Annotated in this window: 37 protein-coding genes; 23 read left to right on the forward strand and 14 right to left on the reverse strand. The window is 38.8% G+C overall.

The window, feature by feature from the left end:
• Nucleotides 1-22 precede the first annotated feature (22 nt).
• From G3341_RS12415 to G3341_RS12455, 9 genes are all read right to left on the reverse strand, one after another.
• Complete coding sequence (locus G3341_RS12415) at nt 23-910, reverse strand: DUF2971 domain-containing protein (protein ID WP_163862146.1); 888 nt, start codon at nt 908-910, stop codon at nt 23-25.
• A gap of 120 nt (nt 911-1,030) precedes the next feature.
• On the reverse strand, nt 1,031-1,369 hold the full coding sequence (locus G3341_RS12420) for a hypothetical protein (protein WP_163862149.1): 339 nt from the start codon (nt 1,367-1,369) through the stop codon (nt 1,031-1,033).
• 38 nt (nt 1,370-1,407) lie between these two features.
• Nucleotides 1,408-1,881, reverse strand: coding sequence for a hypothetical protein (locus G3341_RS12425; RefSeq protein ID WP_163862152.1), 474 nt, complete (start codon nt 1,879-1,881; stop codon nt 1,408-1,410).
• Between the two features lie 36 nt (nt 1,882-1,917).
• Entirely contained in the window at nt 1,918-2,148 is a 231-nt protein-coding gene (locus tag G3341_RS12430; protein WP_163862155.1) for a hypothetical protein, read from the reverse strand.
• 224 nt (nt 2,149-2,372) lie between these two features.
• Nucleotides 2,373-3,791 (reverse strand): replicative DNA helicase, encoded by a 1,419-nt coding sequence (locus G3341_RS12435; protein ID WP_163862157.1) that lies wholly within the window; start codon nt 3,789-3,791, stop codon nt 2,373-2,375.
• On the reverse strand, nt 3,781-4,611 hold the full coding sequence (locus tag G3341_RS12440; RefSeq protein ID WP_163862161.1) for a replication protein: 831 nt from the start codon (nt 4,609-4,611) through the stop codon (nt 3,781-3,783). The genes G3341_RS12435 and G3341_RS12440 overlap by 11 nt, the downstream gene beginning before the upstream one ends.
• A 1-nt stretch (nt 4,612) precedes the next feature.
• Nucleotides 4,613-4,837, reverse strand: a complete 225-nt coding sequence (locus G3341_RS12445; RefSeq protein WP_163862164.1) for a hypothetical protein — start codon at nt 4,835-4,837, stop codon at nt 4,613-4,615.
• Between the two features lie 14 nt (nt 4,838-4,851).
• Entirely contained in the window at nt 4,852-5,307 is a 456-nt protein-coding gene (locus tag G3341_RS12450; RefSeq protein WP_163862168.1) for a toxin YdaT family protein, read from the reverse strand.
• A 38-nt stretch (nt 5,308-5,345) separates the two neighbouring features.
• Nucleotides 5,346-5,531 carry a Cro/CI family transcriptional regulator gene (locus tag G3341_RS12455; protein WP_150375409.1) on the reverse strand — a complete coding sequence of 62 codons (186 nt, stop codon included), beginning with the start codon at nt 5,529-5,531 and terminating at the stop codon, nt 5,346-5,348.
• A gap of 162 nt (nt 5,532-5,693) precedes the next feature.
• On the opposite strand from G3341_RS12455, the gene G3341_RS12460 reads away from it, so the two are divergent.
• The 12 genes from G3341_RS12460 to G3341_RS12505 all read left to right on the forward strand — a co-directional run bounded on the left by G3341_RS12460 (nt 5,694) and on the right by G3341_RS12505 (nt 12,534).
• On the forward strand, nt 5,694-6,278 hold the full coding sequence (locus tag G3341_RS12460) for a LexA family transcriptional regulator (protein ID WP_223854751.1): 585 nt from the start codon (nt 5,694-5,696) through the stop codon (nt 6,276-6,278).
• 503 nt (nt 6,279-6,781) lie between these two features.
• Nucleotides 6,782-7,114, forward strand: a complete 333-nt coding sequence (locus G3341_RS12465; protein ID WP_163862172.1) for a hypothetical protein — start codon at nt 6,782-6,784, stop codon at nt 7,112-7,114.
• Nucleotides 7,115-7,126: 12 nt separating this feature from the next.
• Nucleotides 7,127-9,145, forward strand: coding sequence for a hypothetical protein (locus tag G3341_RS12470; protein WP_163862175.1), 2,019 nt, complete (start codon nt 7,127-7,129; stop codon nt 9,143-9,145).
• A complete protein-coding gene (locus G3341_RS12475) occupies nt 9,145-9,645 on the forward strand; it encodes a siphovirus Gp157 family protein (protein WP_163862178.1) in 501 nt (166 codons plus the stop codon). The genes G3341_RS12470 and G3341_RS12475 overlap by 1 nt, the downstream gene beginning before the upstream one ends.
• Before the next feature lie 45 nt (nt 9,646-9,690).
• Nucleotides 9,691-9,870 carry a hypothetical protein gene (locus tag G3341_RS12480; RefSeq protein ID WP_163862181.1) on the forward strand — a complete coding sequence of 60 codons (180 nt, stop codon included), beginning with the start codon at nt 9,691-9,693 and terminating at the stop codon, nt 9,868-9,870.
• Nucleotides 9,871-9,895: 25 nt separating this feature from the next.
• Nucleotides 9,896-10,126, forward strand: coding sequence for a hypothetical protein (locus G3341_RS12485; protein WP_163862184.1), 231 nt, complete (start codon nt 9,896-9,898; stop codon nt 10,124-10,126).
• Nucleotides 10,123-10,716 (forward strand): HNH endonuclease signature motif containing protein, encoded by a 594-nt coding sequence (locus tag G3341_RS12490; RefSeq protein ID WP_163862187.1) that lies wholly within the window; start codon nt 10,123-10,125, stop codon nt 10,714-10,716. Before G3341_RS12485 ends, G3341_RS12490 begins: the two co-directional genes overlap by 4 nt.
• Nucleotides 10,710-10,880, forward strand: coding sequence for a hypothetical protein (locus tag G3341_RS20490; RefSeq protein ID WP_167520923.1), 171 nt, complete (start codon nt 10,710-10,712; stop codon nt 10,878-10,880). Before G3341_RS12490 ends, G3341_RS20490 begins: the two co-directional genes overlap by 7 nt.
• Nucleotides 10,877-11,050: a hypothetical protein gene (locus tag G3341_RS12495; RefSeq protein WP_163860442.1), complete on the forward strand. Its 174-nt coding sequence runs from the start codon at nt 10,877-10,879 to the stop codon at nt 11,048-11,050. The genes G3341_RS20490 and G3341_RS12495 overlap by 4 nt, the downstream gene beginning before the upstream one ends.
• A 73-nt stretch (nt 11,051-11,123) precedes the next feature.
• Nucleotides 11,124-11,294 (forward strand): hypothetical protein, encoded by a 171-nt coding sequence (locus G3341_RS20495; protein WP_167520924.1) that lies wholly within the window; start codon nt 11,124-11,126, stop codon nt 11,292-11,294.
• Nucleotides 11,291-11,509 (forward strand): DUF4224 domain-containing protein, encoded by a 219-nt coding sequence (locus G3341_RS12500; RefSeq protein WP_163862191.1) that lies wholly within the window; start codon nt 11,291-11,293, stop codon nt 11,507-11,509. Before G3341_RS20495 ends, G3341_RS12500 begins: the two co-directional genes overlap by 4 nt.
• A gap of 2 nt (nt 11,510-11,511) precedes the next feature.
• Nucleotides 11,512-12,534 (forward strand): tyrosine-type recombinase/integrase, encoded by a 1,023-nt coding sequence (locus G3341_RS12505; RefSeq protein ID WP_244316428.1) that lies wholly within the window; start codon nt 11,512-11,514, stop codon nt 12,532-12,534.
• A gap of 288 nt (nt 12,535-12,822) precedes the next feature.
• On the opposite strand, the gene G3341_RS12510 is transcribed toward G3341_RS12505, so the two are convergent.
• The 4 genes from G3341_RS12510 to G3341_RS12525 are packed head-to-tail and all read right to left on the reverse strand — an operon-like array spanning nt 12,823 to nt 15,472.
• The gene (locus G3341_RS12510) at nt 12,823-13,833 is read right to left on the reverse strand and encodes a phage integrase (RefSeq protein ID WP_163862194.1); all 1,011 of its coding nucleotides are present in this window, start codon (nt 13,831-13,833) and stop codon (nt 12,823-12,825) included.
• A gap of 8 nt (nt 13,834-13,841) precedes the next feature.
• Nucleotides 13,842-14,426, reverse strand: a complete 585-nt coding sequence (locus tag G3341_RS12515; RefSeq protein WP_163862197.1) for a hypothetical protein — start codon at nt 14,424-14,426, stop codon at nt 13,842-13,844.
• A gap of 26 nt (nt 14,427-14,452) precedes the next feature.
• Nucleotides 14,453-15,064 (reverse strand): hypothetical protein, encoded by a 612-nt coding sequence (locus tag G3341_RS12520; protein WP_163862200.1) that lies wholly within the window; start codon nt 15,062-15,064, stop codon nt 14,453-14,455.
• An 18-nt stretch (nt 15,065-15,082) separates the two neighbouring features.
• The gene (locus tag G3341_RS12525; protein WP_121875194.1) at nt 15,083-15,472 is read right to left on the reverse strand and encodes a helix-turn-helix domain-containing protein; all 390 of its coding nucleotides are present in this window, start codon (nt 15,470-15,472) and stop codon (nt 15,083-15,085) included.
• 77 nt (nt 15,473-15,549) lie between these two features.
• Between G3341_RS12525 and G3341_RS12530 the strand changes: the two genes are divergently transcribed.
• From G3341_RS12530 to G3341_RS12575, 11 genes are all read left to right on the forward strand, one after another.
• Nucleotides 15,550-15,741 (forward strand): hypothetical protein, encoded by a 192-nt coding sequence (locus G3341_RS12530; RefSeq protein ID WP_121875193.1) that lies wholly within the window; start codon nt 15,550-15,552, stop codon nt 15,739-15,741.
• Between the two features lie 2 nt (nt 15,742-15,743).
• Nucleotides 15,744-15,947 carry a DNA-binding protein gene (locus G3341_RS20730; RefSeq protein WP_244316429.1) on the forward strand — a complete coding sequence of 68 codons (204 nt, stop codon included), beginning with the start codon at nt 15,744-15,746 and terminating at the stop codon, nt 15,945-15,947.
• 245 nt (nt 15,948-16,192) lie between these two features.
• On the forward strand, nt 16,193-16,351 hold the full coding sequence (locus G3341_RS12535) for a TetR family transcriptional regulator (RefSeq protein ID WP_121875190.1): 159 nt from the start codon (nt 16,193-16,195) through the stop codon (nt 16,349-16,351).
• Between the two features lie 12 nt (nt 16,352-16,363).
• Nucleotides 16,364-16,795, forward strand: coding sequence for a DUF5347 family protein (locus G3341_RS12540; protein WP_121875189.1), 432 nt, complete (start codon nt 16,364-16,366; stop codon nt 16,793-16,795).
• Between the two features lie 74 nt (nt 16,796-16,869).
• Nucleotides 16,870-17,130: a DUF2732 family protein gene (locus tag G3341_RS12545; RefSeq protein WP_121875188.1), complete on the forward strand. Its 261-nt coding sequence runs from the start codon at nt 16,870-16,872 to the stop codon at nt 17,128-17,130.
• On the forward strand, nt 17,123-17,344 hold the full coding sequence (locus G3341_RS12550; protein ID WP_121875187.1) for a TraR/DksA family transcriptional regulator: 222 nt from the start codon (nt 17,123-17,125) through the stop codon (nt 17,342-17,344). The genes G3341_RS12545 and G3341_RS12550 overlap by 8 nt, the downstream gene beginning before the upstream one ends.
• A 1-nt stretch (nt 17,345) precedes the next feature.
• Nucleotides 17,346-17,612 carry a DUF3850 domain-containing protein gene (locus G3341_RS12555; RefSeq protein ID WP_163862203.1) on the forward strand — a complete coding sequence of 89 codons (267 nt, stop codon included), beginning with the start codon at nt 17,346-17,348 and terminating at the stop codon, nt 17,610-17,612.
• A 22-nt stretch (nt 17,613-17,634) separates the two neighbouring features.
• Entirely contained in the window at nt 17,635-18,435 is an 801-nt protein-coding gene (locus G3341_RS12560) for a DNA adenine methylase (protein ID WP_163862206.1), read from the forward strand.
• Nucleotides 18,435-18,758, forward strand: a complete 324-nt coding sequence (locus G3341_RS12565) for a DUF5405 family protein (protein ID WP_163862210.1) — start codon at nt 18,435-18,437, stop codon at nt 18,756-18,758. Before G3341_RS12560 ends, G3341_RS12565 begins: the two co-directional genes overlap by 1 nt.
• Entirely contained in the window at nt 18,751-21,141 is a 2,391-nt protein-coding gene (locus G3341_RS12570; protein WP_163862212.1) for a replication endonuclease, read from the forward strand. Before G3341_RS12565 ends, G3341_RS12570 begins: the two co-directional genes overlap by 8 nt.
• A gap of 2 nt (nt 21,142-21,143) precedes the next feature.
• Entirely contained in the window at nt 21,144-22,013 is an 870-nt protein-coding gene (locus tag G3341_RS12575) for a DNA cytosine methyltransferase (protein WP_163862215.1), read from the forward strand.
• 10 nt (nt 22,014-22,023) lie between these two features.
• Here the strand turns inward: G3341_RS12575 and G3341_RS12580 are convergent, their stop codons facing one another.
• Complete coding sequence (locus tag G3341_RS12580) at nt 22,024-23,061, reverse strand: hypothetical protein (protein WP_163862218.1); 1,038 nt, start codon at nt 23,059-23,061, stop codon at nt 22,024-22,026.
• Nucleotides 23,062-23,422: the final 361 nt, after the last annotated feature.

A 23,422-nucleotide genomic window follows, 5' to 3' on the forward strand; every position in this document is an offset into this window, starting at 1 on the left:
GTAAATTATATAGCAAGTATGGTTATATAACCAGTTTCAATTTATGCCTCTCTATTATCCTACTGTCATCATTGGGTGATGCTTTATAGAGCGAAACTCCGTCAAAGAAGTGGTCATTCGTGATAATATTTTTAATATTCATTTCATCATTTGAAGACATGTTATGCCCAAAAGTTATCGAGGTTATTAATCCTTTGGGCAGGTCGAATAAATGATATCCATCTTTGGTAACAGATGCTGCATTCTCTACTATATCTAAAAATCGACATTCCTGTTCTGCTAGATGATCTGTATGCTTATTATAAAAAATAGATGTTTCTATTTCAGCTTTATTATCAATAGCATCCTTCAAATATAAGATTGGTATTTCATCCATGTATTCAACATTTCTAAGACTCCGAACCACATCAAAATCATTCTTTTTTTTATTAAAAAAAGGATGTTCACTGTTAAAACCAATCATGAATCCTGTATATGATTTCGCATAATAGCCCCACATTAAATTATTACTTGGGTTGTTACTTAGGCATAATACACAAAGCCTTTTTTGAAAAGCACCGATAGCTTCTTTTTCTAATATTTTGACTAGACCTTTTATGAAATCACTTCCATTTTGATTTATGTTTAATAGTAAAAATAAAAATTCTTTTAAATCTATACTACGACCTAAATTATGCTCAGCTATAAATTTCATACTGTCTAAAAGTGCTAGCTCATTTTTTAAGTCATGACTCTTAAGAATTTGCTCAATTAGAAATTGCTGCTCATCAACATCTTCTCTACATGCTTTTATCTTGAACTGGAACTCATAGTTATCATTTAACTGCTCCTTTGTAGAAAAGCATATTCTCTTGGACTCTAAAATATCAATACGCTCAGGAGGAACGTATTTATATACTTCATTAATCATCCTTGTTTCCTTATCAAAAATTGATGTGATCGCCGGCTATATCATTTTTGCCAGATCATCACATACTTAGCTAATACTATCATGACCAATGTACCTATGCAGAATCCTGAACCCACTAATTTAAATCACTAACTTCAATTCATGCCATCCCATAGTATTCCAGCACTCTACACTACCACTAAGGCAACATTCAGCCACCGGCAGTTGAGCATTACATTTTTTACAACGTCGTTTATTTAGCTCTGTAACCAAAGATATAACTGAACGGTCATCAATTCTAGTCAACATAGAAATATATTCAGCGATATCATACGGATCTCTTCCTGGTCTACGTAATGCACAGTTTCTTTGGAGCATTTCCATTTCTTGTTCATCAAGTAATAATTCAACTTTAACTAAGCCTTGCTGCTTTTGTCTCTCGCGCTGCTTAGCTTTACGTTCTGATGTAGTCATTTTCATTGGTCTTGCCTCTTTTAGTACAATTGCTCACAAATAATTTAATCACTAAAGTTAAATTCAAATAAAAGAGAGCCGTGCCTAGAATGGATCACAAAAATATCCCATCGTATTGCATACCAAATTGGTGGGGATATATTCACTCTATATACTGAAGAACCGATAGTGTATGGCTGAATTAAATCTCTAAAACCAACGACTAAATCCTCTAGTAAATCCGAATGCTTTGCAGCAAAACCAAGCTGAAAAAACCATTCTTCCACTATCTTAATCATGTCTTTTTCGTTGATTTGCTCTAACGAAACATGCCAATGCTCAATGGGATGCTTATCGCTATGACGAACAATCACTGACTGAACTGAGCTAAGTAAGGTCGTTTTTTCTTCCACATAAGTGCATTCATACTCAGGGGCAACATTCGGCTCTCTATTCAATGACTCAACAGCACATAAGTAACCATTGATTTTTTCAACATCTAACAAAACAAACTCTTTAGGCATCGGTTTATATTTCATTTTTGCATCACTTTTATTTAGTTTAGTTATTATCTTCTACATTATGTTTAACCAATAATTCAACCTATCTCTAAAAAATTCCCGATGTACCTCAGGTGCCTTTTCAATTTCCACCAGCACGCGCTCTCTGTAGATTTTGCGATTTTTCAGTTGCCGAATTAACCGACTAGCCAATAAATCAAGTTGCTCCAGTTCGCGATATTCTTCTGGCCATAAAGCACGATTGTGAGGAAGCCCATCAGGCAAGTAACTTGATTGCCCTGACATGCCTACCTCTTTTGTGGTTTTAACTTGGGTTGATAAGGTGTTTTCATTCTCGCCCTTGCAGCTGCATGAAGGCGATCGATATGACATTGTGAATAGTCGCATCCATCATCAGGGAAAATAGGTCTGTTATCACGCACGAGTGATTCGTGTGTGATGGGGTCTTTGATTATCATGGTCTGCCTCTAATTTATTGATCAATGGCTTGGTCGAGCCTTGTTAACTGCTTAAAATGCGTTTGTGTTTTGTGTTCCTTTTTGAGAGTAAATTCGGTTATTTTTTCGCCCTTTAAAGGCTAATAGTTCTGCATCTCGTTGGTTGATATTTTTGATATACGAGTTAACCAATTGAGCATAAGCGGTACCGGTTTTACCATCACGGTTTAATCGTAAAATTATCTCCATCAACGATTTGTCCGCATTAGTGTTATAAACTGCATCACGATATAAACCTATCCACACATCACAATCTTGCTCTATTTGCCCTGTATCTCTGCTATCAGCGGGTGTCGGTCGTTTGTCTGCTCGTTCTTCCAGCTTACGGTTAAGCTGGGTAAGTAACAGGACCACACAATCCATTTCCTTAGCTAAGTTTTTTAAACCCGTTGTAATGTCACCGTAGGCAATATCGCGGCGTTCTGCTGGGGCAGCTTTGATTAATGTTAGATAATCCACAGCAATAAGCCCAACTTTCCCTTTAACCCTTTTTACCTTTCGACACTCAGCAATAATATGGTGCAAATCAACACCAGGAGTGCTATCGATATACATATTCGACTCAGCGATCTCTTCTGCCCTTGCTAATGCGCAATTCATTTCCATGTCGTCGTGTGCGCCAGTATAGAAAATATCTGCTGAAACATTACCTTCTTGAGCGATCATACGTTCGATGATCCCACGGTCAGTCATTTCTAGGCTAAATAGCAATGTAGGGAGTTTATGATTCAATGCAAAATGCGTTGCAACACGGTTGTAGAAAGCTGTCTTACCCATTTTAGGTCTAGCTCCCACAACAATTAGAGAACCTCTTAGCGCTTGTTTCGGGGCCATTAACTCATCAAGCGACTCAATCCCTAGCGTAAAACCTACCGCATTTTTTGGATCATCAAAGCGTCTTTCAACCTCACATACCCAATCACCGACGACATCACGAGCAGGTCGTAACCCTTTGCTTTTGCCTGTTTTAGCATGCTCAATCACACTTGAAATTACTTGCTGAACATTGGCAAGTTTATTGCTGACTTCTAGACCATCATTAGCCATCATCATTTCAACGCAAGTATTGAGATTATTAATTGCGTAACGCTGAATGGCTTTGTCTCTGACAATACGTGCATAATTCACAATGTTTGCTGCTGTAGGTAACTTGCAAAGCTCGGCTACATAGGCAAATCCGCCAACTTTATCCAAATCACCGGCTTCAGTTAGGGCATCACTTACTGTGATCACATCCGTTGGGTAATTGGATTTAATCAATTTAACAATTTCAGCGAAAATTCGATTGTGAGACCACTGATAAAACGACTCCGGCTTGATCTGCGAAATCACATACTGACGTTTGTCTTCATCCGTACTCATCATCAAACCGCCTAACACCGCTTGCTCGGCTTCCGTGCTGCTTGGTGGCACAAAGTAATTATTTGTCATTAGCTCGCTCCTCCTTGACCGCAACATAGCAGCGCTCAGTAATCAAGTAATCCAAGTTTTTACGGCGCCATAAGCCACCACGACCATTTTCCCTCTCTTCAAGCATCCAGCGACAATTGCTAGAAACATAGGTCAAATAGTTCTCCCAGCGCTCTTGATTGAAATTAAATTTTAACCAGAAGTTTCTCAGCTTGCGTTTGCGTTCATCTGTCATCACTTGAATAGCGGGCATAGCAGGTAAAATATCGTGATAAGCTTTGACGATAGATTCATAATTCAATTTAATTTTTGTTGATGCCTTTTTGTCGTCAGGTTCACCTGACGTACCATCAGTAATCTCTGTAGTAATCTCTGTAGTATTCTCTGTAGGATCGGATTGCGGATTTGTTTCACCGCCACCGTAGGATTTGTTTTGTCGCGGCTGTTCGTTTTGTTGTTCCGCGAAATCCCCTTTGTGACTTTCCCCAGATGCGCTTTGCGCATTTGGTGTTTTTTCAATAGGTTGTGACATTATTCTATCAAGTTGGTCGCAATCTATCCGATAATAGATTTTATGTTCTAAGCGCTTATCCGTTTCAACCAAGATCCCACGCTTAACTAAATGTTTCCGCGCAGTAAGTTGCTCTCGATAACTTAAACCTGTTTCAGATGTGATTTCTTCTGAGGATTTATAAACGCCCAGTTCAGAATCGGTTTTATCTTGCCAATAAAAAATTTGGCTAAAAAAGATCACCGCATTAACACTGCCAAAACGTTTTACAAGACCAGGGTAATAGGCCACTGGTCGCCCAAAATCTAACAATAAATCAGAAGGCCTCACTTCACACCCCCAGCGCTTTGGCAATGTCACGACACGCGTTTTGGTATTGTTCTGGCGTGAGTTTTTTTAGCATCAATTTTTTCTTCTGCTGCTCGTATTGAACCCACACACTAATTGCAGCCGCTCTTCGACCTTCAAAAATATCTTCAATTTGCTCTCTATTTGCTGGTTCTCCATTCAATAAAAAACCATTGCAATAGGTAATAATTTCAGTTGTTCTTAGCATTGGTCTTGCCTCTTTTAATGCACGCTGGTCGGGCGTGGAATAGCGTTTAATGCATTGACTGCATTATTTATGTGACGTGACATGTCACGCCCCTCTAATAAAATTTCACTGATCGCATCAGCAAAAAGTTGTATCGCCACTGACGCTAAATAATTTTTAGTATCACCGCGAAGTCTGGCTAGCCTCACTGCGGGCAACGCAATTTCAATTGCTGGCATTAGCTCTGCAATTTTTTTCAATGACGCACTAGAATCACCACGTAACCATCTGAAAATTTGCTGCCTGTTGTTGTTGATCGCCTTCCAATCCGCCCTACCGTTCTCATCTTCAATCACATGTAAACGCCCTTGTGATTTATCATTTACTAATCGCATGTAAGCGCGACTGATCTCAATCGCTACGTGCTCTTGACCATGTTCTGAGGCCCAGCTCTCAACCTCGGAACGAACAATATCGATATCAAAATTCATCTACTCGCGTCTCCTGTCGCAAAATTGATTTGCCTTAATCAGTTTAAAATCGAACCTGTCTGTATACTTGCCAACAACGATCCGTTAGTTATTTTTTCAATCAGCAAAGCATATTTCCAAGGAATCGTTTCTTTCCATAGGCTTACTGTTGATTTTGATATTCCTAGCGCATTAGCGGTTTTTGTAGTTCCGCCAAAATAATCTAATACATCTTGCTTCTTCATTAGTTTCTCCTGTGAAGTTCATGCAAAAGTTTAAATAAATAAACTATAGAAAATCAAGAAATTAAACCGGATTTGTTTAATTATACAAACATGACAATACAAACAATGAGTGATCGCATTAACCTGAGAATGCGAGAGTTAAAACTAAAGAGTAAACACATAATGGATGCAACAGGTGCATCTAAAGGAACTGTTAGTCAGTGGGTTAACGGTGGTACTGAGCCATCCGCTAAATTTCTATCATCCTTAGCTTCTGTACTTGGTGTTAGCGAAAAATGGTTAATCGATGGAGGATTAATTGAGGAAACTATAGGTAATACTACCCAAGGACCAGATATTACGAGGCGAGTACCTTTAATCTCATATGTACAAGCAGGACGTTGGAAAGATATGCTTGAACAGCATTTTGATGAGTTTACAGAATGGATAGAAACTACTGCAAAAGTTTCCAATAAATCCTTTTCACTCCGTGTGGTTGGTAATTCAATGGTTGATACGACAGGAAGGAGTCGTATATCTATACCAGAAGGGGCTATTGTAATTGTTGACCCAGAAAAGGATGTTTATAATGGTCGAATTGTTGTAGCAAGATTAAAGCCAAGCAATGAAACAACAGTTAAGCAATATGTTATTGATGGTCCCAATCAATATCTAATGCCAATTAACCCAAATTATAAACCCATACAGTTTGATGAGACATGTGAAATAATAGGTGTCTGTGTCAGAATAGAGCAAGATTTAATATAGAATCCCCTCTCAAACCCACAATCACGTGGGTTTTTTTGTTCCCCACAAAATAAAGTTTAAAAAAACGAACTTTTTCCTTGACAGTATTGTTTGATTAATTAAACTTTAGCGCAACTAGAACGGTTTTGTGTTTCAAACAACACAGCAAGTGTTTAGGTAAGTGTTCAAACCAGATTTATTGCTGTTATGTCGGAGGAGAACCGTCACCCTCATCGCGACTGACCATGATTACCACGATATAACGGCAATTTTTTAGCAGTACCAGGGAAAACTTTTAGACCAAAGCTAGGCAAGACCATCGACCACGATCGAGGCAAGACCAGACCTGACAGCTCGGAAAGACGGGCAACAAATTATAGACGTAAAAAAACCCACCGAGGTGGGCTCTTTTACCCGGATCGCCGACCAAAGCTAACCGGAAGTTCTTAGCGGAGACCAATCCGCTTAAGAGGCAAGACCAATGATAAGAATCACTGATCAGTCACTATTTTAAAGGAGTTGCTATGAAAGCACAACATAAAACCCTAAATGTTACGCTGTATATCCACGCACAAAAGCAATTTGACGGTTCATACAAATACAGCCCTTATCCATTCAAATACGATATCGATTCTGGCTTAGGCTTTGTCATTGCTGAGCATACTATCGACATTCCATTTACTGCACCGTCAAGCACTGAGCTAGTTCAATTAGAGATTGACGCGCTCAAAGCTGAGCAAAACAAAATTCTTGCTGATGCGCAAGTGAAATCAAGTTTACTTGAAGACCAGATCCAGATGCTGCTTTGTTTAGAAGGCAAACCCATTTCTAAAGAAGACGAACAAATCCCATATTAAGAGGCAAGACCAATGAAAACTTTTATCTGTGTATTTGAGCCTACGACCGAGGCTCGGACGAACGGTGCTGTACCTTTAACAATCGCTTTCAATGCGGCTAATGCCAAAATTGCTGCTGCAACTGCAATGATTAAGCTATCTGAGGTTTTCCCTGATTCGATGGATAACTTCAACGTTGATGAACCAATCATTTGTGAAGACGCAGTAGGTTCCCCCCGCCCTGTACTCGATCAGTTCGATGAAAAATTTGCTGTTGAAAATGAGTTTGACGGTGAGAAATGGCAGCCAGTTAAATATGAAGAATTTAAAAAACTTGCTACTAAACCTCGCATAGCTGCTTTGCTGATGTTTGGTAAAACTCAAATTACTGATAAGCAATATACTTTCACATTGAAGTATCTCAATGAAAGTACAGAAGACCCGAAAGTTCGTAATATTGCTACTGGCCTTGCTGAAATCACCAAGGTTTCATTAATGGATGCCGATGAAACAATGGAAATTGCGCAGGCAGTTTATGAGTATGCTGACGATAATGTCACAATCGAAGAAGCTAAGGCGCTTGGTGAAAGTTGGTTAATCGAGGAACCTGAACTACCTCCCGTTGAAGATGAGCCTGTTCTTAAGCGTGATTATGCCGCTCTTGACCTCGAAATTGCCCTCGCACTCTTGGATATTAAACCAAGCGATGCAAAAAGTGCAGATATTCGTAAAGCAAAAGAACTCATCAGCACTGAAGATAAACCTTGGAAGCGCTTATCTATGGATTTGCGTACCTTCCCTAGCGTTCTAGATATCCCACGTGAAAACATATTTGCACTAGTAACAGAAGCACGTGAGAAGCCTGAACTATTTGATGATGCGAATGCCCGTAAAGCGTTTATTGATTCAAAACTTGGTACCAATAACCCCAAGATAACTTCTCTCGGTAGTGGCCGTTTTGCAGTTGACAATTTAGATACTAAGCCAGCTAACGATGAAACAACAAAAGAGGAAATTGAACCGGCTAAATCAGAAAAAACAAAACGCTCGAGTAAGAAAAAAGATTCACCGACTAAAACAGGAAAAGAGCCTGTGAAGGAAGTTATCGTAGAAACCGAACAAGCTGAAACACCGGTAGTTAACCAGCATATTGAGCCTGCAGTTGAGGTCGTCAATGTTCAACAAGATGATTTCCAACACCGCGCCTCTGTATTAGATGAAGTTCTTAATAAAGGCGATAGCGATAATCTCAGCATCTGGAAGCGTGTACAACGTACCGATGCACGTTTTACCAAGCCTTTAGAAGGTATGGGGTTCGTTGGTACTAGCATAAACAGTAATTACATGTTCATGCGTGCAACAGAGATATTCGGACCCATCGGTGAGGGCTGGGGTTATGAAGTACTTGAAGAGAAGTTTATCGATGGTAAACCGCTTGTAGAACCTGTTCTTGATGAGCGAAACAAACAAGTCGCGACTAGATTCTTACGTGATGGTGACGGATCTTTATTCTGCGAACAAAACCATTCAATCAAAATCCGTTTTTGGTACATCATCGAATGTGAAACCCGTGGCGAATTTGAAAGTTATGGCGCCACCCCTTACCGGTACCAAACTCAATACGGCATGAAAGTTGATGGTGAAGCCATTAAGAAATCTCTCACCGATGCAATCAAAAAAGCCTTATCTATGCTTGGCTTTAGTTCTGATGTATTCATGGGTATGCATGATAACCCTGAATATGTTGCAAGTAACAAGCTTGAATATGAAATCAAAGCCGCAACAGACAACGCTGAAGATGCCACTCGCATTCGTAAAGAATTAGATGAGAAATTCACTAAGCATACTGAAACCATGCGCAGCGCTGTTACACAAAATGAATTACAGGGAATCACATCCTCCCTCACCCGTGAAATATCAACACATATTAAATTAGCGCAAGATCGCGGTGACAAAGAGTACGCAAAATATTTATCCGGTCGTTTGCGCCGGCTAAATGAAATTGAAAAAGAGTGTATAGATCTACTTAAACAGAAAGAAGAGGCAATCTAATGACCAAAACTACTGCTATTGCACTTGCTGCAAGCTATGAAAAGCTACAGCAGCTTGTTGAAGTTGGTAATTTTTCCCCTGAAGAAATCGCTGACACGTTAGAAGGCATCGAGGGCGAGTTAGGCGATAAGTTAGATGCAATCATGGTTCATGTTCGCAATATTGAAGGGCAAGCAAAAACACTAGAGGAAGAATCTAAGCGCTTATCTGAACGTAAAAAATCATTCGAAAACCAGGCTAAAAACTTAAAAAAGTATGCATTAACCTGCTTGCTGGCATCGGGTTTAGACAATCTCAAAACACTTAAAAATACGTTCACTGCACGTAAAGGATCAACCTCTGTTGTCATTGATAACGAGGATTTGCTTCCTAACGATTTGGTTCAAGTTCAAGTTGTAACTACACCGGACAAAAAAGCCATTAAAGAAGCAATTGAAAAAGGCAAAAAAGTGGCTGGCGCACATCTCGAAATTAATGAACGTACATTGCAAGTCCGTTAATAACTTTTAGCGCTCAGCAATGAGCGCATTATAGGAAATAATATTATGGCCATGAAATTAGAAATCATCATCAACCACGACGAAGACAGTAATAAATCCAGTATCGAATGGTCCACAGCGTCAACGGACGATGTCACAAAACAAGAACGTCAAATGCTGTCTCAGGTACAAAAAGCATTACTACTACAGCTTAATGCACCAACAAATTCAACCGTTTTACACTAGTGTGACATGTCACGGAGTATTGATTATGAAGAATAATTTAGAAGATTTGCACAACCATTTGTTTGCACAGCTTGAAAGACTCTCTGATGAATCAGTAAAAGGCGATGATTTAAAAGAAGAGATCAATAGAGCCAAAGCTGTCACCGAAGTTGCTGCCTCTATTGTTGAAAATGGCAAGTTGGCCATCACCGTAAAACGCTTATTAGGCGATAACGAAATCAGAACTGCACCTAGTTATTTGGAGGTTAAAGAGTGACACACTTTACCTACAATGAGCAAATGCGCAGTTGGATGCGCATCAATTACATGCTACGGCTTGATCAGTTGACTGATGCCTTTAACTTAGAATTTGACGTTGAGTATACCCGAAAATCTGTCAATGGCTTCCGTAAACGATTAGGGCTACGAGTGGGTCGTTCAGGGCAATTCGCTAAAGGTGACATTCCTTTTAATAAAGGTAAGAAAGGATTAATTACTGCAAATAGCGGCTCATTTAAAAAGGGTAATCGCCCCCACAATTATCAATCCATAGGAGCTGAAGCATTAACAAAAGATGGCTACATCAAAGTCAAAATTGCCGACCCCAACAAATGGGAATTAAAGCATCGACTCGTGTGGGAAAAATATAACGGCCCTATTCCCAAAGAACACGTTATTAAATTCATTGATGATGATAAACAAAATTGTGATATCGATAACTTAATGATTATTTCAATGCGGGAACATGCAATTGTTAATCGACATTTCCCTGGTGCGATAGCAGAGCATAAACATACCGCAGTTCAATTGGCCAAAATAAAATTAGCGATTACAGACCGAATAAAACAGAGGCAAGACCAATGCTAAGACATCAACATCAAAAAGACCAGGAAGTAAAAATCACCCTACCCGATGGCTCGTACGGTTTTATTTCAACAGACAGACGCTGCAAAGTCTCTTATGACTTACCCTCATCAATCAAAATTGAAATTCAACCTACTCAAGCAGAACTACAAAGGAGTAAACAATGATTTATGGTTTATTCCTGCTAATTTGCAGCGGTGCTGATTGTTTATATCAACCCTACGGCTACGTTTATCCCGATGAGCAAAACTGTCTGATTGATAAAGATACGCTAACTCAACAAGGCATTCTGTCTGAGTGTTACCCAGTCGAGGCAATTATCAGGGCAAATAATTGATTAAGCGTAATCAGTTTTATTTTTTATTTCTAACTAGCATGGTGTTTTCTCAACGACCAAACGAGTTAACATCATGCAATTACAACCTTGGGTATCAGGTAAACAATTATTAACAGATTTCGATATTAAATTAGGCAAATTAGCAGCAAGCGTTAAAAACAAGCAATTAACCGAAGCTGATATAAAACGCGCTTGTGATACCGCCGATTTGCTTATTTTATTGATGATGAGGCAAGACCAATGAAAAGCGATCATGACATTATCACTCATGAGGAAATGATTGAATTAACTGGCTATCAATTTCCGTCCAAACAATGCGAAGTTTTAAAACGTTCAGGGATCTTTTTCGTTAAGCGCCCTGACGGCTATCCGAAAACAACGTGGGGGCATTTTAACAGCCCGCTCAAACAACGCGCTCAAGTACCAGCACAAGAAGAGCCAGACTTCGGGGCGATGTGATCATGGTGCGAGTTAGAAGAAGAAAAAACGCTGAGGATAATTGGATGCCTCCTCGAGTACGAAGAGGTAAATCTGCATTTGAATTCCAAGTACCAGGAGGAAGAACTGTTCGACTGTGTGACTTAACATTCACACAAGCCGAGGTATGGTTTGCTTATGAGAAGTTTATTAACGATCAGAAAAATGAAGAAACATTGAATGCTTTAATTGATAAATTCTTTTTTTCTGCTGACTTTACTAACCTCTCTATAACTTCACAAAAAGACTATAGAAAATATTCAAAAAAGTTATTACCTGTTTTTGGAAAAATGCTACCTGATAACATCAAGCCTGAACATGTTAGAAAATATATGGACAAACGCGGCGTTAATAGCCAAACCCAAGCTAATAGAGAAAAAGCTTTTTTATCTCGCGTGTTCAGTTGGGCATATGAACGCGGCATGGTGAAAGGTAATCCATGCAAGGGTGTTAGGCAGTTTAAAGAAATTGCGCGCGATAGATACATTACAGACGATGAATATAATGCGCTCTACTCTGTTGCACCCGATATAGTCAAAATAGCTATGGAGATCGCTTATTTATGTAGCGCAAGACAAGCAGACGTTTTAACGCTCACTTATTCACAATTGTCCGATGATGGAATATTTATCAAACAAGGGAAGACGGGTAAGAAACAAATTAAAGCATGGACGGAGAGATTAAAAGCCGCTATTGATTTAAGTAGAACATTACCACTTAGTTCAGGAATTAGTAGTCTTTATGTCATTCATCAACCAAAAGGCTCAAAATATACGCGAGATGGATTTAATAGTCGTTGGCAAAAAGCTAAAGAGGAAGCTGTAAAAAAATTTCCTTATTTAGATTTTAATTTTACGTTTCATGATTTGAAGGCTAAAGGAATATCTGATCTGGAAGGAACGCTGAGTGAGAAACAAAGTATTTCTGGCCATAAAACACCATCACAGACAGCGCGATATGATCGAAAAGTGGTAATCGTTCCAACAGTTGGAGGGCAAAAGCGTTAGTGAATGGGAGAGTTAGTAGCGAAAGTTAATAGCGAAATAGTAGCGAAAGGTGATTTCAGTCACAAAAAAAGCCACCTTAAAGGTGGCTTCTTTCTTTCCCTAACCCGTTGTTATTCAACGCGGTTTTTATTTGGTGCCCAGGGCGGGACTTGAACCCGCACAGCCTAAAGGCCGAGGGATTTTAAATATTAGACAGGCAGTAGTTAAAACAATAAGTTGCTGATAATAATGAATTATTTATAAGCTTATATTAGCCGGAATAAGTCTGTATATCGTCTTGCTGCCACATTATTTATTCAAATTATCAAGTGGATTCAAAGAAACCGCAGCATCCAAATGCTCAGGTGCAAAATGAGCATAGCGCATCGTCATCAAAATAGAGCTATGGCCTAGAATCTGTTGTAAAACTAATATATTTCCACCTCCCATCATAAAATGTGAAGCAAATGTATGCCTTAAAACATGTGTTCTTTGCCCTGTTGGTAATTCTATATTTGCCTTTTTTAGTGCCCCTTCAAAAGCATCGTAGCAATTCGAAAATAACGGCCCTCTACGCTTTGGTAATATGTCATAAAGGGCTTTTGATATAGGAACCGTTCTATTTTTCTTTGACTTCGTTTGAACAAAAGTCACTTTGTGCGGAATTATTTGTGACTGTGTTAAATTCTGCGCTTCGCTCCATCGAGCGCCAGTTGCTAAGCAAATGCGAACAACAAAACCAAGATCCTTATTTTGAGAATCGTCACATGCAACAAGCAAGCGCTTGATATCATCTTTATAAAGAAATGCCAGTTCTTGCTCACATTCTTTAAACTGGCGAACGCCATCAAGTGGATTATCGCCTTCCCATTCACCTAAGCGCTTTAGCTCAGCAAAAACAGCGTGTAAATATGATTGCTCACGGTTAACAGTGGCTTGTTTTGGCGTTGTTCTGCCTTTGGCATTCCACTTACCCGCTAATCTATGTTCACGATACTGAGCAAACATATTTCGGTCAAAATCAGAAGCTAGGGGATCACCTAATCTTTCGCAAATAGCCTCAAGCTTACTTTTTCTACCGTCACCTGATGTTAGCGTTTTTCCATGCATTTCATACCAGCGGCTAATCAAATCACTTAATCGAATAGCGTTAGATTCATTGACGCCAATATCTGATTGACCCGCACTTTGCATCATTTTACGTTCATAAGCCAGCGCCTCACCTTTTGTAGCGAACCTCTTTCTTATGCGAGGGCCATCTCTCCCATCAGGGAAACACTGGCATAACCATTTACCATTAGAGAGCTTACTGACAGCCACTATTTACCTCACTTCGAGACTTTAACTAAATCATCAAAAAACGAATCAAAGCCTTTTTTTCCAGAATCATCATAACGAATCTCATTAAATTGTTGGGTAAATGAACAATCATCATTCACTATTGCATCGATAGATTTCACCGGAAGATATTTTTTCAAGATATCTTCAGCCTGTTTTTTTGTGAGCGTTACTGTATATTCAGGGCTACCTTTCAGCTTATTTTTTGTATTTGTTGAGTCTGTTAAATAAGAAACTATTGTGACTTTATCATTGTTACTATGTATAAATGTTCTATATACACCGTAGACTACCGCACGTTTTACTAGCAACTCTTTCACATCTTTAGCATCTTCTGCGTATCCGTTCGGAGTAAACTGTAATTTCAATGGTTTTTTATTTAACACTTTAAACGAATTATTCTCTGGATAATAATCGCCAAAGTCTTCTATCGTCTCAGATATATCACGATCAAATACTTTATTTTTACAAGCTAATTCCTCAGTTTCACCGTAGCTAAGTATTTCTTCTGCTTTGGCTGGCAAGCTACCTAACATAAACGAAAGCAATACAATACTGATGATTGTCTTTTTCATAAAATCGTCTCATATAAAATTAATAATCAAAAAATAATTAGCCCAACAAAAAAACCAATTGCAAAAACAACCGTGAATTGTTTGGGATACTTACGAACAACATCTATCCAATTTATACCCTGAGATTGCTCTTTTTTCTGTTTCTCTTCATAAAGCCAGCCGAGTGCTTGCCTAAGCTGTGAACAATTCAACTCTGTCAAAAGTGATCTCATTGCAAATTTAAATTGACAATAAACCATCAAATCATCTCTGAGTACTTTGTCATTTTGTGTATTTTTTAATAGCAAATGAACAAGTGATGACTTAGTGGCTTCCTCTTTTTTTTCATCAATCATCTTATTTAAATAATTAACAATCGATGGGTATTGTTCTGTTGTGATCTCATCAATTTTTGTCACGCCGCATTCAGCATGCACCAGTTTCCAGATCACAAATTTCTCTTCACTGCATAGTTCTGAAACCTCAGCAACTAATTCATTAAGTACTTTTCTTTGTGCATAAACTAATAATTTCTCATCATTATTAGTATTATTGATATGAATCACTTTACTGTCTTCATATCGCTCTATATGAACACCACCCTCTTTAAAGTCTCGACTAGCAATGCGGCTGTCGTTTCCTTTGACTTCAATGCTCACTCATACCACCTATAAAGACTATTTTTTATTCTCGTGAAAATCACGCCCTGCTATACGTTGACCTGATCCTGTTACATTAATCGTCGTTTCACTATCAGCAGGCTTGTTTGCGGTTAAAGCTGCAAATACAGCTTGTTTTACTGCCAAAGGCGCAGAACGGTAGTAGTTAATTAGTTCCATTTCATCATTTGCTAATGCTTCACTTGATCTGACTCCAGTCACAATAAACTGGACATCAACTCCAATTTTTGAAAGTGCCGCTAGATATAAAACATCTGGTGAGCGTTCACCCTGTTCATATTTAAGTTGCGCTAATTTCTTCACGCCCCCCACTTCGCCAAATGCCATTTGACTAAGCCCAATTCGCTCTCTTTCTGAGCGAATACGCTCACCGATATCTATTTGCATACAAAAACCCTTGACATGTATTCAATTGAATACCAAAATACAACTAACCAACACTTAGTGGATCACAATATAACATTATGACACAAGAAAAAAATGTACCTAGATCGCGTTTAACTGCATCAGGCGGAGATAAGAAATTGATTCCTATGCGATTATTAGAAAGCGAAAATATTGAACTTGAATTATTAGCGGAACGAGAAAGCCGTTCTAAATCAGCAATGGCGCGCCTTGTGTTCCTCGAGGGCCTGAAAGTAATAGCGAAGAGGTAGTTATGAGTAACGTTACGTATGAATTCAGTGTCTCAGCGCCTTATGTATCTGTTAATAAATATTCAGAGCTCACCGGCATACCATTAGAGACGGTGAGAAAGATGGTGCACCGTGGCGACATAATTATAAGGCCCAAAAAATGTGCAAAAGAGAAAGTTCAAATCAACATGATTGCAATGTTGAAAGATGCAATCAGAAATAGCTAATCCGGTGTATTTATGATTGAGAAAATTTCAACACATAGCTTTACATACTGTAATTTCACAATAACAAAATTACCGGCGAAAACAATAAACCCAATCACTCGCTATAACGTTCAGCACGATGGGTGTTCGTATGGGTTATTTGATTCGCTTAATGATGCAGCTCAATACATTGATAAGTTATATGCAATGCGCGGGACACATCCATGTATTGATGATTTCGTTTTTAATAGAACGGAGAAGATAAAATGAGCCAATTACGTTTGCAGTACAAATATAAATTAACAGGTTCATCTGTAAAAAAATTCGAACATAAAAAGAAAAAAAATAAATTATCTTTAGCGGATAGGCTATTTATGACCGCCGGTATTTTATTTGTTTTTTATTTATTAATCGCTTCTATTTAAGATTAATTATTTATGGCTAGCACTACAACTGAACTTGCTAAAACAGAAGGCATTATTCAGTTACTGAATAATGTAGAGCAAGATGTAAGTAAGCATGATTGTGTCAGCAATAAAGCGATTATTAAAGCGTACAAAAATGACGGTGGTAGCATTGCTGAACGTACATACGCAATAAACAAAGCAGCAGCGCTACGAACATCTGTCTTTCACAAAAACAAAGAGAATCCAAAAAATCATGAACTAGCGGGGTTTATTGAATACTTAAGATTAAATGATAAACGAACATTGAGTATGATTTTTTATTTAGCTGAAATAAAAAAAGAACAGCACAATTTAAAGTTTTATGATTTTAGTAAAGAAGAGAAGCAATCAATTATTACAGCGATAAATAAAATTAAAGCGCTTGCAGCGTTAATACCAAAAAACATTGCAATGCCTATTTAATGAATAATGAATAACCGGAATTTAATGACGTTGAGCGTCAGGGATTTCCACACTCTAAATATAGGATTTTTATTATGAAAAACATTGAAATTAAGCCCATTTTAGTTGGTGTTGACCTTGCTACAGGTGAGCGTGATTACTCCGCTGTGGCTGTCAGTATTCATGCTATTCGTGAAGACGAACGCAAAACATTACTAGATAAATTCTCATCGCGCATTGACTCGCTAGCGTGCAAAGCCGTGCAAGAAAAAATGTCTTACTCCGAAGTTTATCAGCTACTAGCTGGAGAAGCGGAACGTTTATCAAACGAAGCGGCGGAGCTAAATCATGTCTAAAAACTTTGACCGTGCTAGCGAGTGTGAAGCGCAAATGCGTGAGCATCAAATCAATGCTGTTGTTAAGCGTCCTGTTGGTGTGTCTGCTTTTATGTGTGAAGAATGTGGAAATCCTATTCCTGAGGAGCGACGCATTGCTTCTGTTGGCTGTGTCCGCTGCATCGACTGCCAAACCATCTTTGAACTGAAAAATAAACATTATCGGGGTGTTTGAGATGGCTAAACATTTATTAAAAATAAATTCAGAATACTTTAAAAAAATACTTAAAAAAGAAAAGCGGGCTGAGTTCAGGTACAACGATAGAAATTTCTTGTGTACCGATATTTTAATTTTACAAGAAATTAAATTGACGTGTGGTTCTCGTCATGGTGGTGAATATACAGGTCGTGAAATTGCATGCGTTATCACAGATGTAACAAGGGTTAATGACGTTTACGCTGAGTTAGCCCATTTGCCTGAGTTTGTCATGTTGTCTTTTTAAGTCGTCGAGGAAAAGTTATAGCATGAAAAATAAAACTATCTTGAAATGGGCGGGCTCTAAAGTTCGCATTATTGAACAGCTACGCCCACACCTACCAAAGGCAAAGCGTCTAGTCGAGCCGTTCGCCGGATCATGCGCAGTGATGATGAATACTGATTATGAGCAGTATTTAATTGCAGACGTAAATCAGGATTTAATAGATTTATATTTAATGGTTCAAGATGATATTGAATATTTTTTAAAAAAAGAGCTTGAGTGGTCAAACTTGAATACTGAGTTTAATTATAAAGCCCAACGTATTTTGTTTAACATTTTACCTTCAGATAGTTTTAACCATGCATTTCGTTTTTTATATTTGAATAGACACTGTTTTAATGGCTTATGCAGATATAATTCTAAAGGCGAATTTAATGTGCCTTATGGTAGATACAAAAAACCGTACTACCCAATAAATGAAATTATTTCATTTTCTGAAAAGTCACAACTTGCCGATATTATTTGCCTTGATTGGAAAGACACACTTTCACTCGTTGATTTTGATGATGGTGTTTACTGCGATCCACCATATATGGGTGAAGGTTTCACTCAATATCACACTGCCGGTTTTTCTGATGCAGACCACGAAGCGTTAGCAATAGCTCTAAAAGATATTAATGATATCCAAGGCAATCCGATCACGGTTTCTAATTCACCTGATGCCAAAGAGCTTTATTCTGATTTAGGTTTCACAATCCATGAAATAGATGCGCCTCGTACTATATCAGCAAAAGGCAACCGCAAGCCGGCCAAAGAAATTGTTGCTGTTTTAGAGGGGGTCATGTAATGGAACTTGATCCTAAAAACGGCGTGTACATTAGCGGTACACGTTTTGCTATTCAGCGCCATGTTGATACTGAAAATAATAAAGTCATTTGGCGATTACTTGAAATTAATCGCTTTGAGCGTAGCTATAGCCTTGTATGTTGTCATTCTGATCCGTGGATGCTGGCTATTGAATTGACCTCTTATCACGTCCAAAACGTGAAAGGAAAAGGCATAAAAACATTAGATGTTTACCGTGAAGCAGTAGATGTTATTTCCCGTCGTTGTGAAACGGCCATCAACGTATTACGGCCTGAAACCTTGGGTGGTGCGCTAAATGTCTAAGGTATTAGATTTTACGCAGCAACCGTTAACTTATACTGCGGATGTGGTATTTCCGTATCCGTGGAATAAGCCTAAAGAGAATGGTTATTACAAGTCTGATGTAGAGAGACCGCTTACCCGTGAACAAGTCGTTCAGGGGCAAGCGATTTTAAATGACATAGAAGCCTTGCCGCGCGTTCTGCGCTACCGCTATCAAAAGCACTATGAAAACCTCGTTAAAGAAAAAGGCTTACGCAAAGCGCATGATTTTTTGTATTTCCGTTTTCATGAGCAAATTTGGCCGCGCTTGAACGCTGTAAGCTCACGCTATGAGATGAGTGCAAAAGCATTATTGACACTTTCTACTCGCTTATCTGTCGAAGTAAGCCAATTCAATAGATTGTTTGATCTGAGTGATAAACCCGTAAAAAAGCTTGCGGAGACTATCGCTGCCGGCTTTTTCGATTTATATGAAAAGTATTGCGATACGCTGACCGAACACCATAACGGCGATCGTGAAATTATCTATGAAGATTCAACACAAACTGAAATCTATGGTCGTTTAGCTGAATTAGCAAAAGGGCTGCATATATCACCGCTTCACTATCAAGCCTATTGTCGTGTACTTAAAAATCGCAAACGAGGCAAAAAAAAGCAAAATTTAGATGTTCGCAAAGTTATTTCCGCTATCCAGCGCCTAACCAATACAGATTATTGGTATCGCAAATTAAAAGCCCATCGTACCCAATGGCTTGAAGCCTTGATGATCGCAAATATGGATGTTTGTCAGAATCGCACCCCCTACGCCAGTAAACAAGCAATTCGAGCTGTGCAAGAGCAACGTTTATCTAATATGCAGTATTTACAAGGCATGGATATTGAAGACGTTGAAACGGGTGAGCGGTTTGATCTGTTCGATAAAGTGATGGCAAGTGTTTCAAACCCTGAAATTCGTCGCATGGAATTAATGGCGCAAATGGCCGGTATTGAACGTGTAGCGAAAGAACGTGGCGATATCGGTATGTTTATTACCATGACTTGCCCTTCTAAATATCACCCAACAAAGCTACGCAAACGTAAAAAAGACGTGATCGCTGTGCTTAATAGTAAATGGAAAAATGAAGCATACACACCGAAGGACGGACAACAGTACTTAGTCAAAGTCTGGTCGCGTATTCGTTCTGCATTTAATGACAATAACATTAATGTTTATGGTGTTCGTGTTGTTGAGCCGCATCATGATGGAACACCACATTGGCATATGCTGTTATTTGTTGATAAAGCCAGCCGTGCAAAAGCCATTGAGATTATGCGTAAACGCGCTTTAAAAGAAGATGGTGACGAGGCCGGCGCACATAAGTACCGTTTCGAATGTAAGCACATGAATCGCGGCGGTGCTGTGGGTTACATTGCAAAGTATATCGCTAAAAATATTGATGGTTATGCGCTTGATGGCGAGATAGACCACGAAACCGGCAAAGATTTAAAAAGCATGGCAGCAGCGGTTACTGCTTGGGCTTCAACATGGCGCATACCGCAATTTCAATTCTATAAACTTCCCTCAAAAGGTGCTTATCGCGAGTGTCGTCGGCTTCCGCGAGGCGTTTCGATTGCGGATCAGCTCGGTGATGTTGCGGAGCGTGTTCGCGCCGCTGCCGATGGTGGTGATTTCTTTGAATATGTGATGTCGCAAGGTGGGCCATGTATTCGTCGTAAAGAAGAAACGATACGAGTTGCACGTGAAGTCAGTGATGTAAACACATACGGCGAAGAGGTGCAGAAAGTGGTAGGTATTTATAACCAGCTCGCAACCGGCAAACCAACACTCAAAACGCGTGAAAGGCAATACAAGATTGTGAAGAAAAACACCGATGCTGCGAACGATGGTCTTTTAAAAAGCGCCATCGGCGCGCCTCGGAGTCCTGTCAATAACTGTAGATCGCGGATCACATCCAATCTATCAGATGTGCAATTTTACGAGCCAGAGCGTTGCTCTGGTGAAGTATGCAACATAGAGGAATACGGTTTTGCCTTTATTGAAACAGATGCTCAGAACGCGGCAGGAAGCGAAATTTCACAGGGTAGGCAGCAGCGGCAAGTATCACGAATTGAATTAAATGAAGAGGAAAGCGAATTAAGGCCAGAAATTTGCAGTTTTATGCAGAAAACAGGGGTTGATCTGCCAACTGAAACTATGGCCAACATGTTTATTAGAGGTATGGCCATCAAAGATGATGACCGTATTTTCAGGTTTGACGGTAGACAAGTGCGGGTTATTGAGTCGGAATTAGCCATAAAAGAACGAATTCAGGCAGTTAAAGCGAAAAAAGAGGCGGATTTACAACGGAGTCGGGAACGTTGCGCCGCGGCGCTGGCGCGCATTGAGAAAATGAAAAAGGGTTAGGAATGGTTACGGTAAATTCATATTTTTGTGGTGGCGGTTTGATGGACATAGGCTTATTACAAGCAGGTATCAATATTGGGCAAGCATTCGAAATAGATAACGCAGCCTGTAAAACTTACCGGCACAATCTAGGAAATCACATAAAAGAGTGCGACTTAACCCAAGAGTTGGTACTTGAACAAGATTCTTGTGATGGTATGATTTTTACATACCCATGTACCAAGTACAGCACAATTTCTGATATTCACGGCACTAGAACCGGCGATGAACTTTTTTTACATGCGTTGAGACATTTGGCAATTGCTCGACCTGAATTTTATGTAGTTGAAAATGTACCAGGGATGAAGGCTTTTCCCGTGGTGATGGAAGCTATGCAAAAAATGCCAGACTACTATGTGAACGTGTTTTGTCCAATTAAGTCTGAAACATGGTTACCTCAAAAACGTAGCCGGTTAATTATTATTGGAACAAAACGATATTTTTCACCGCAAGCACCTGAGAGCTTTAAACCAATTCGCTTAGCTGAAATTTTAGAAAAAGAGCCTCACATTACAATACCGAAATCCGTTTATTCTCGCATGAATGGAAGCTATAGAGATTTACCTATTATCAGTGATCCGGCTCGTGATGATATAGCACCAACATGCATAGCTCATTACGCAAAAGATAAAAGTACTCGGTTAGTAGTAGACAAAAATTTTGCTATGGGCGTTCGCCCATATACAGTTCGTGAATATGCGAGATTACAAGGTATTCCTGATTGGTTTCAGTTTCCTGTTAGCCAAACTGACGCTTACAAACAGATAGGTAATGGTGTAAGCGTCCCTGTTGGTGAATGGATAGGTAGGCAGATAAAAAAATATATGAAATAAATATCTGTAACTAACTACTTGATGAAGAAAAGTAATACTGTTTCGAAAGTCTCTTAACGCCAAAATTAAAAACATCAAGCATTTGAGTGTTATTTCCTGCGTAAGTGATGCTTGTTTTAGCATTAAATTGTTTCTCAAACTCTAAGTAACGCTGTATAGCTTCGTTTGTTATGTTTGGGTATTTGATTTTCAGGTCATTGATTAACTGATTCATTTCAGCATCAGACCTCTGTTTTACTTTAAAAGAGGCAATATCTTTACATACAGGCATAGCGAGCAGTATAAAAATTTTAGATGTTAAATTAAATCCATAGGTAATCATGTCACTTTCTGCAATGTCTAATGTCCCGCAGTCAGGAAGCAAAACACCTTCATTATCATAGTAATAAATGAAAACTTTTTTCCCGAACTCTGACGCTTCAAAAAACTCATTAACCATTCCTGATAGAAGGCTTCCTCCTTTTATCGGTAGCAATAACCCGACTAGAGTGTTTAACCAAGATATATATTCATCCTTTGTTACGCCGTATTTTTTACTCAAAAAATCAATATTGTTTTCAGCCTTATGCAAAGCGATAAGTGCTTCAAGATGACGGTCATCATCTAATATGAAATTTTTGGTAAAAGAAATTAAGCGTAACGTTTCTTTTATTAGGTATGGGTTTCTAAATCGAGTTAAGAATTTCAATTCTAAGACTTTTTTTATATCATCTATCTCTGTAAAGAAAATATTTACACCATTTTTGTGGTTTTCACAAGACTTTTCTATTTTATCTACTATTGTCAGATAATTACTTTCTAGATTACCCATTAAATTTTCAAGATTTTTCCTTTGGCTGTCTTTTTTTGCTAACGTGAATAAATCAAAATCACTTTGATTAGTTGATATTTTTACTCGTTTCCCGTCATCAAATTGGCTTTCATCTACTCTTGTGTATTTAAATATTTCTTGATTTTTATTGCTAGCGTTCTTGTTGCAAGAGTTTTCTCTTTGTTCTACTTGAGATACGAAGTGTTGATTTTTTGTTTCACTGGCAAAAATACTCATATTTCCTCTTGAAATTCAATTAATTTGTTTTATTAGACTACAGAAAAATGTGTACTTTATATATCTATATAGTGTAATAAAATTTTGCAATTTCCCGTCCCATTCCGCAAGTTTAAACAAGGATCGTAACCCGCGCAAAGCGCCAGCACTAGCGCACCTCAGACGATCTCTTGCACCTGCATGAAAAGCGCTCTATTTAGTGGGCAGGCGTGGCGGGGCTACGATTGCGCGGCGACATGTTTATTGTTAATTATCCGTCCGCAAAATCTCAGCGTCACAGAGGCGTTAAAATCAATTATTTATGCCACAGCAGCAATTATTTTTGCGCTGATTACAGTGGCGTACAGCGCGCTTAATTCGC

This window comes from Providencia vermicola (genome assembly GCF_010748935.1).
GTDB lineage: Bacteria > Pseudomonadota > Gammaproteobacteria > Enterobacterales > Enterobacteriaceae > Providencia > Providencia zhejiangensis.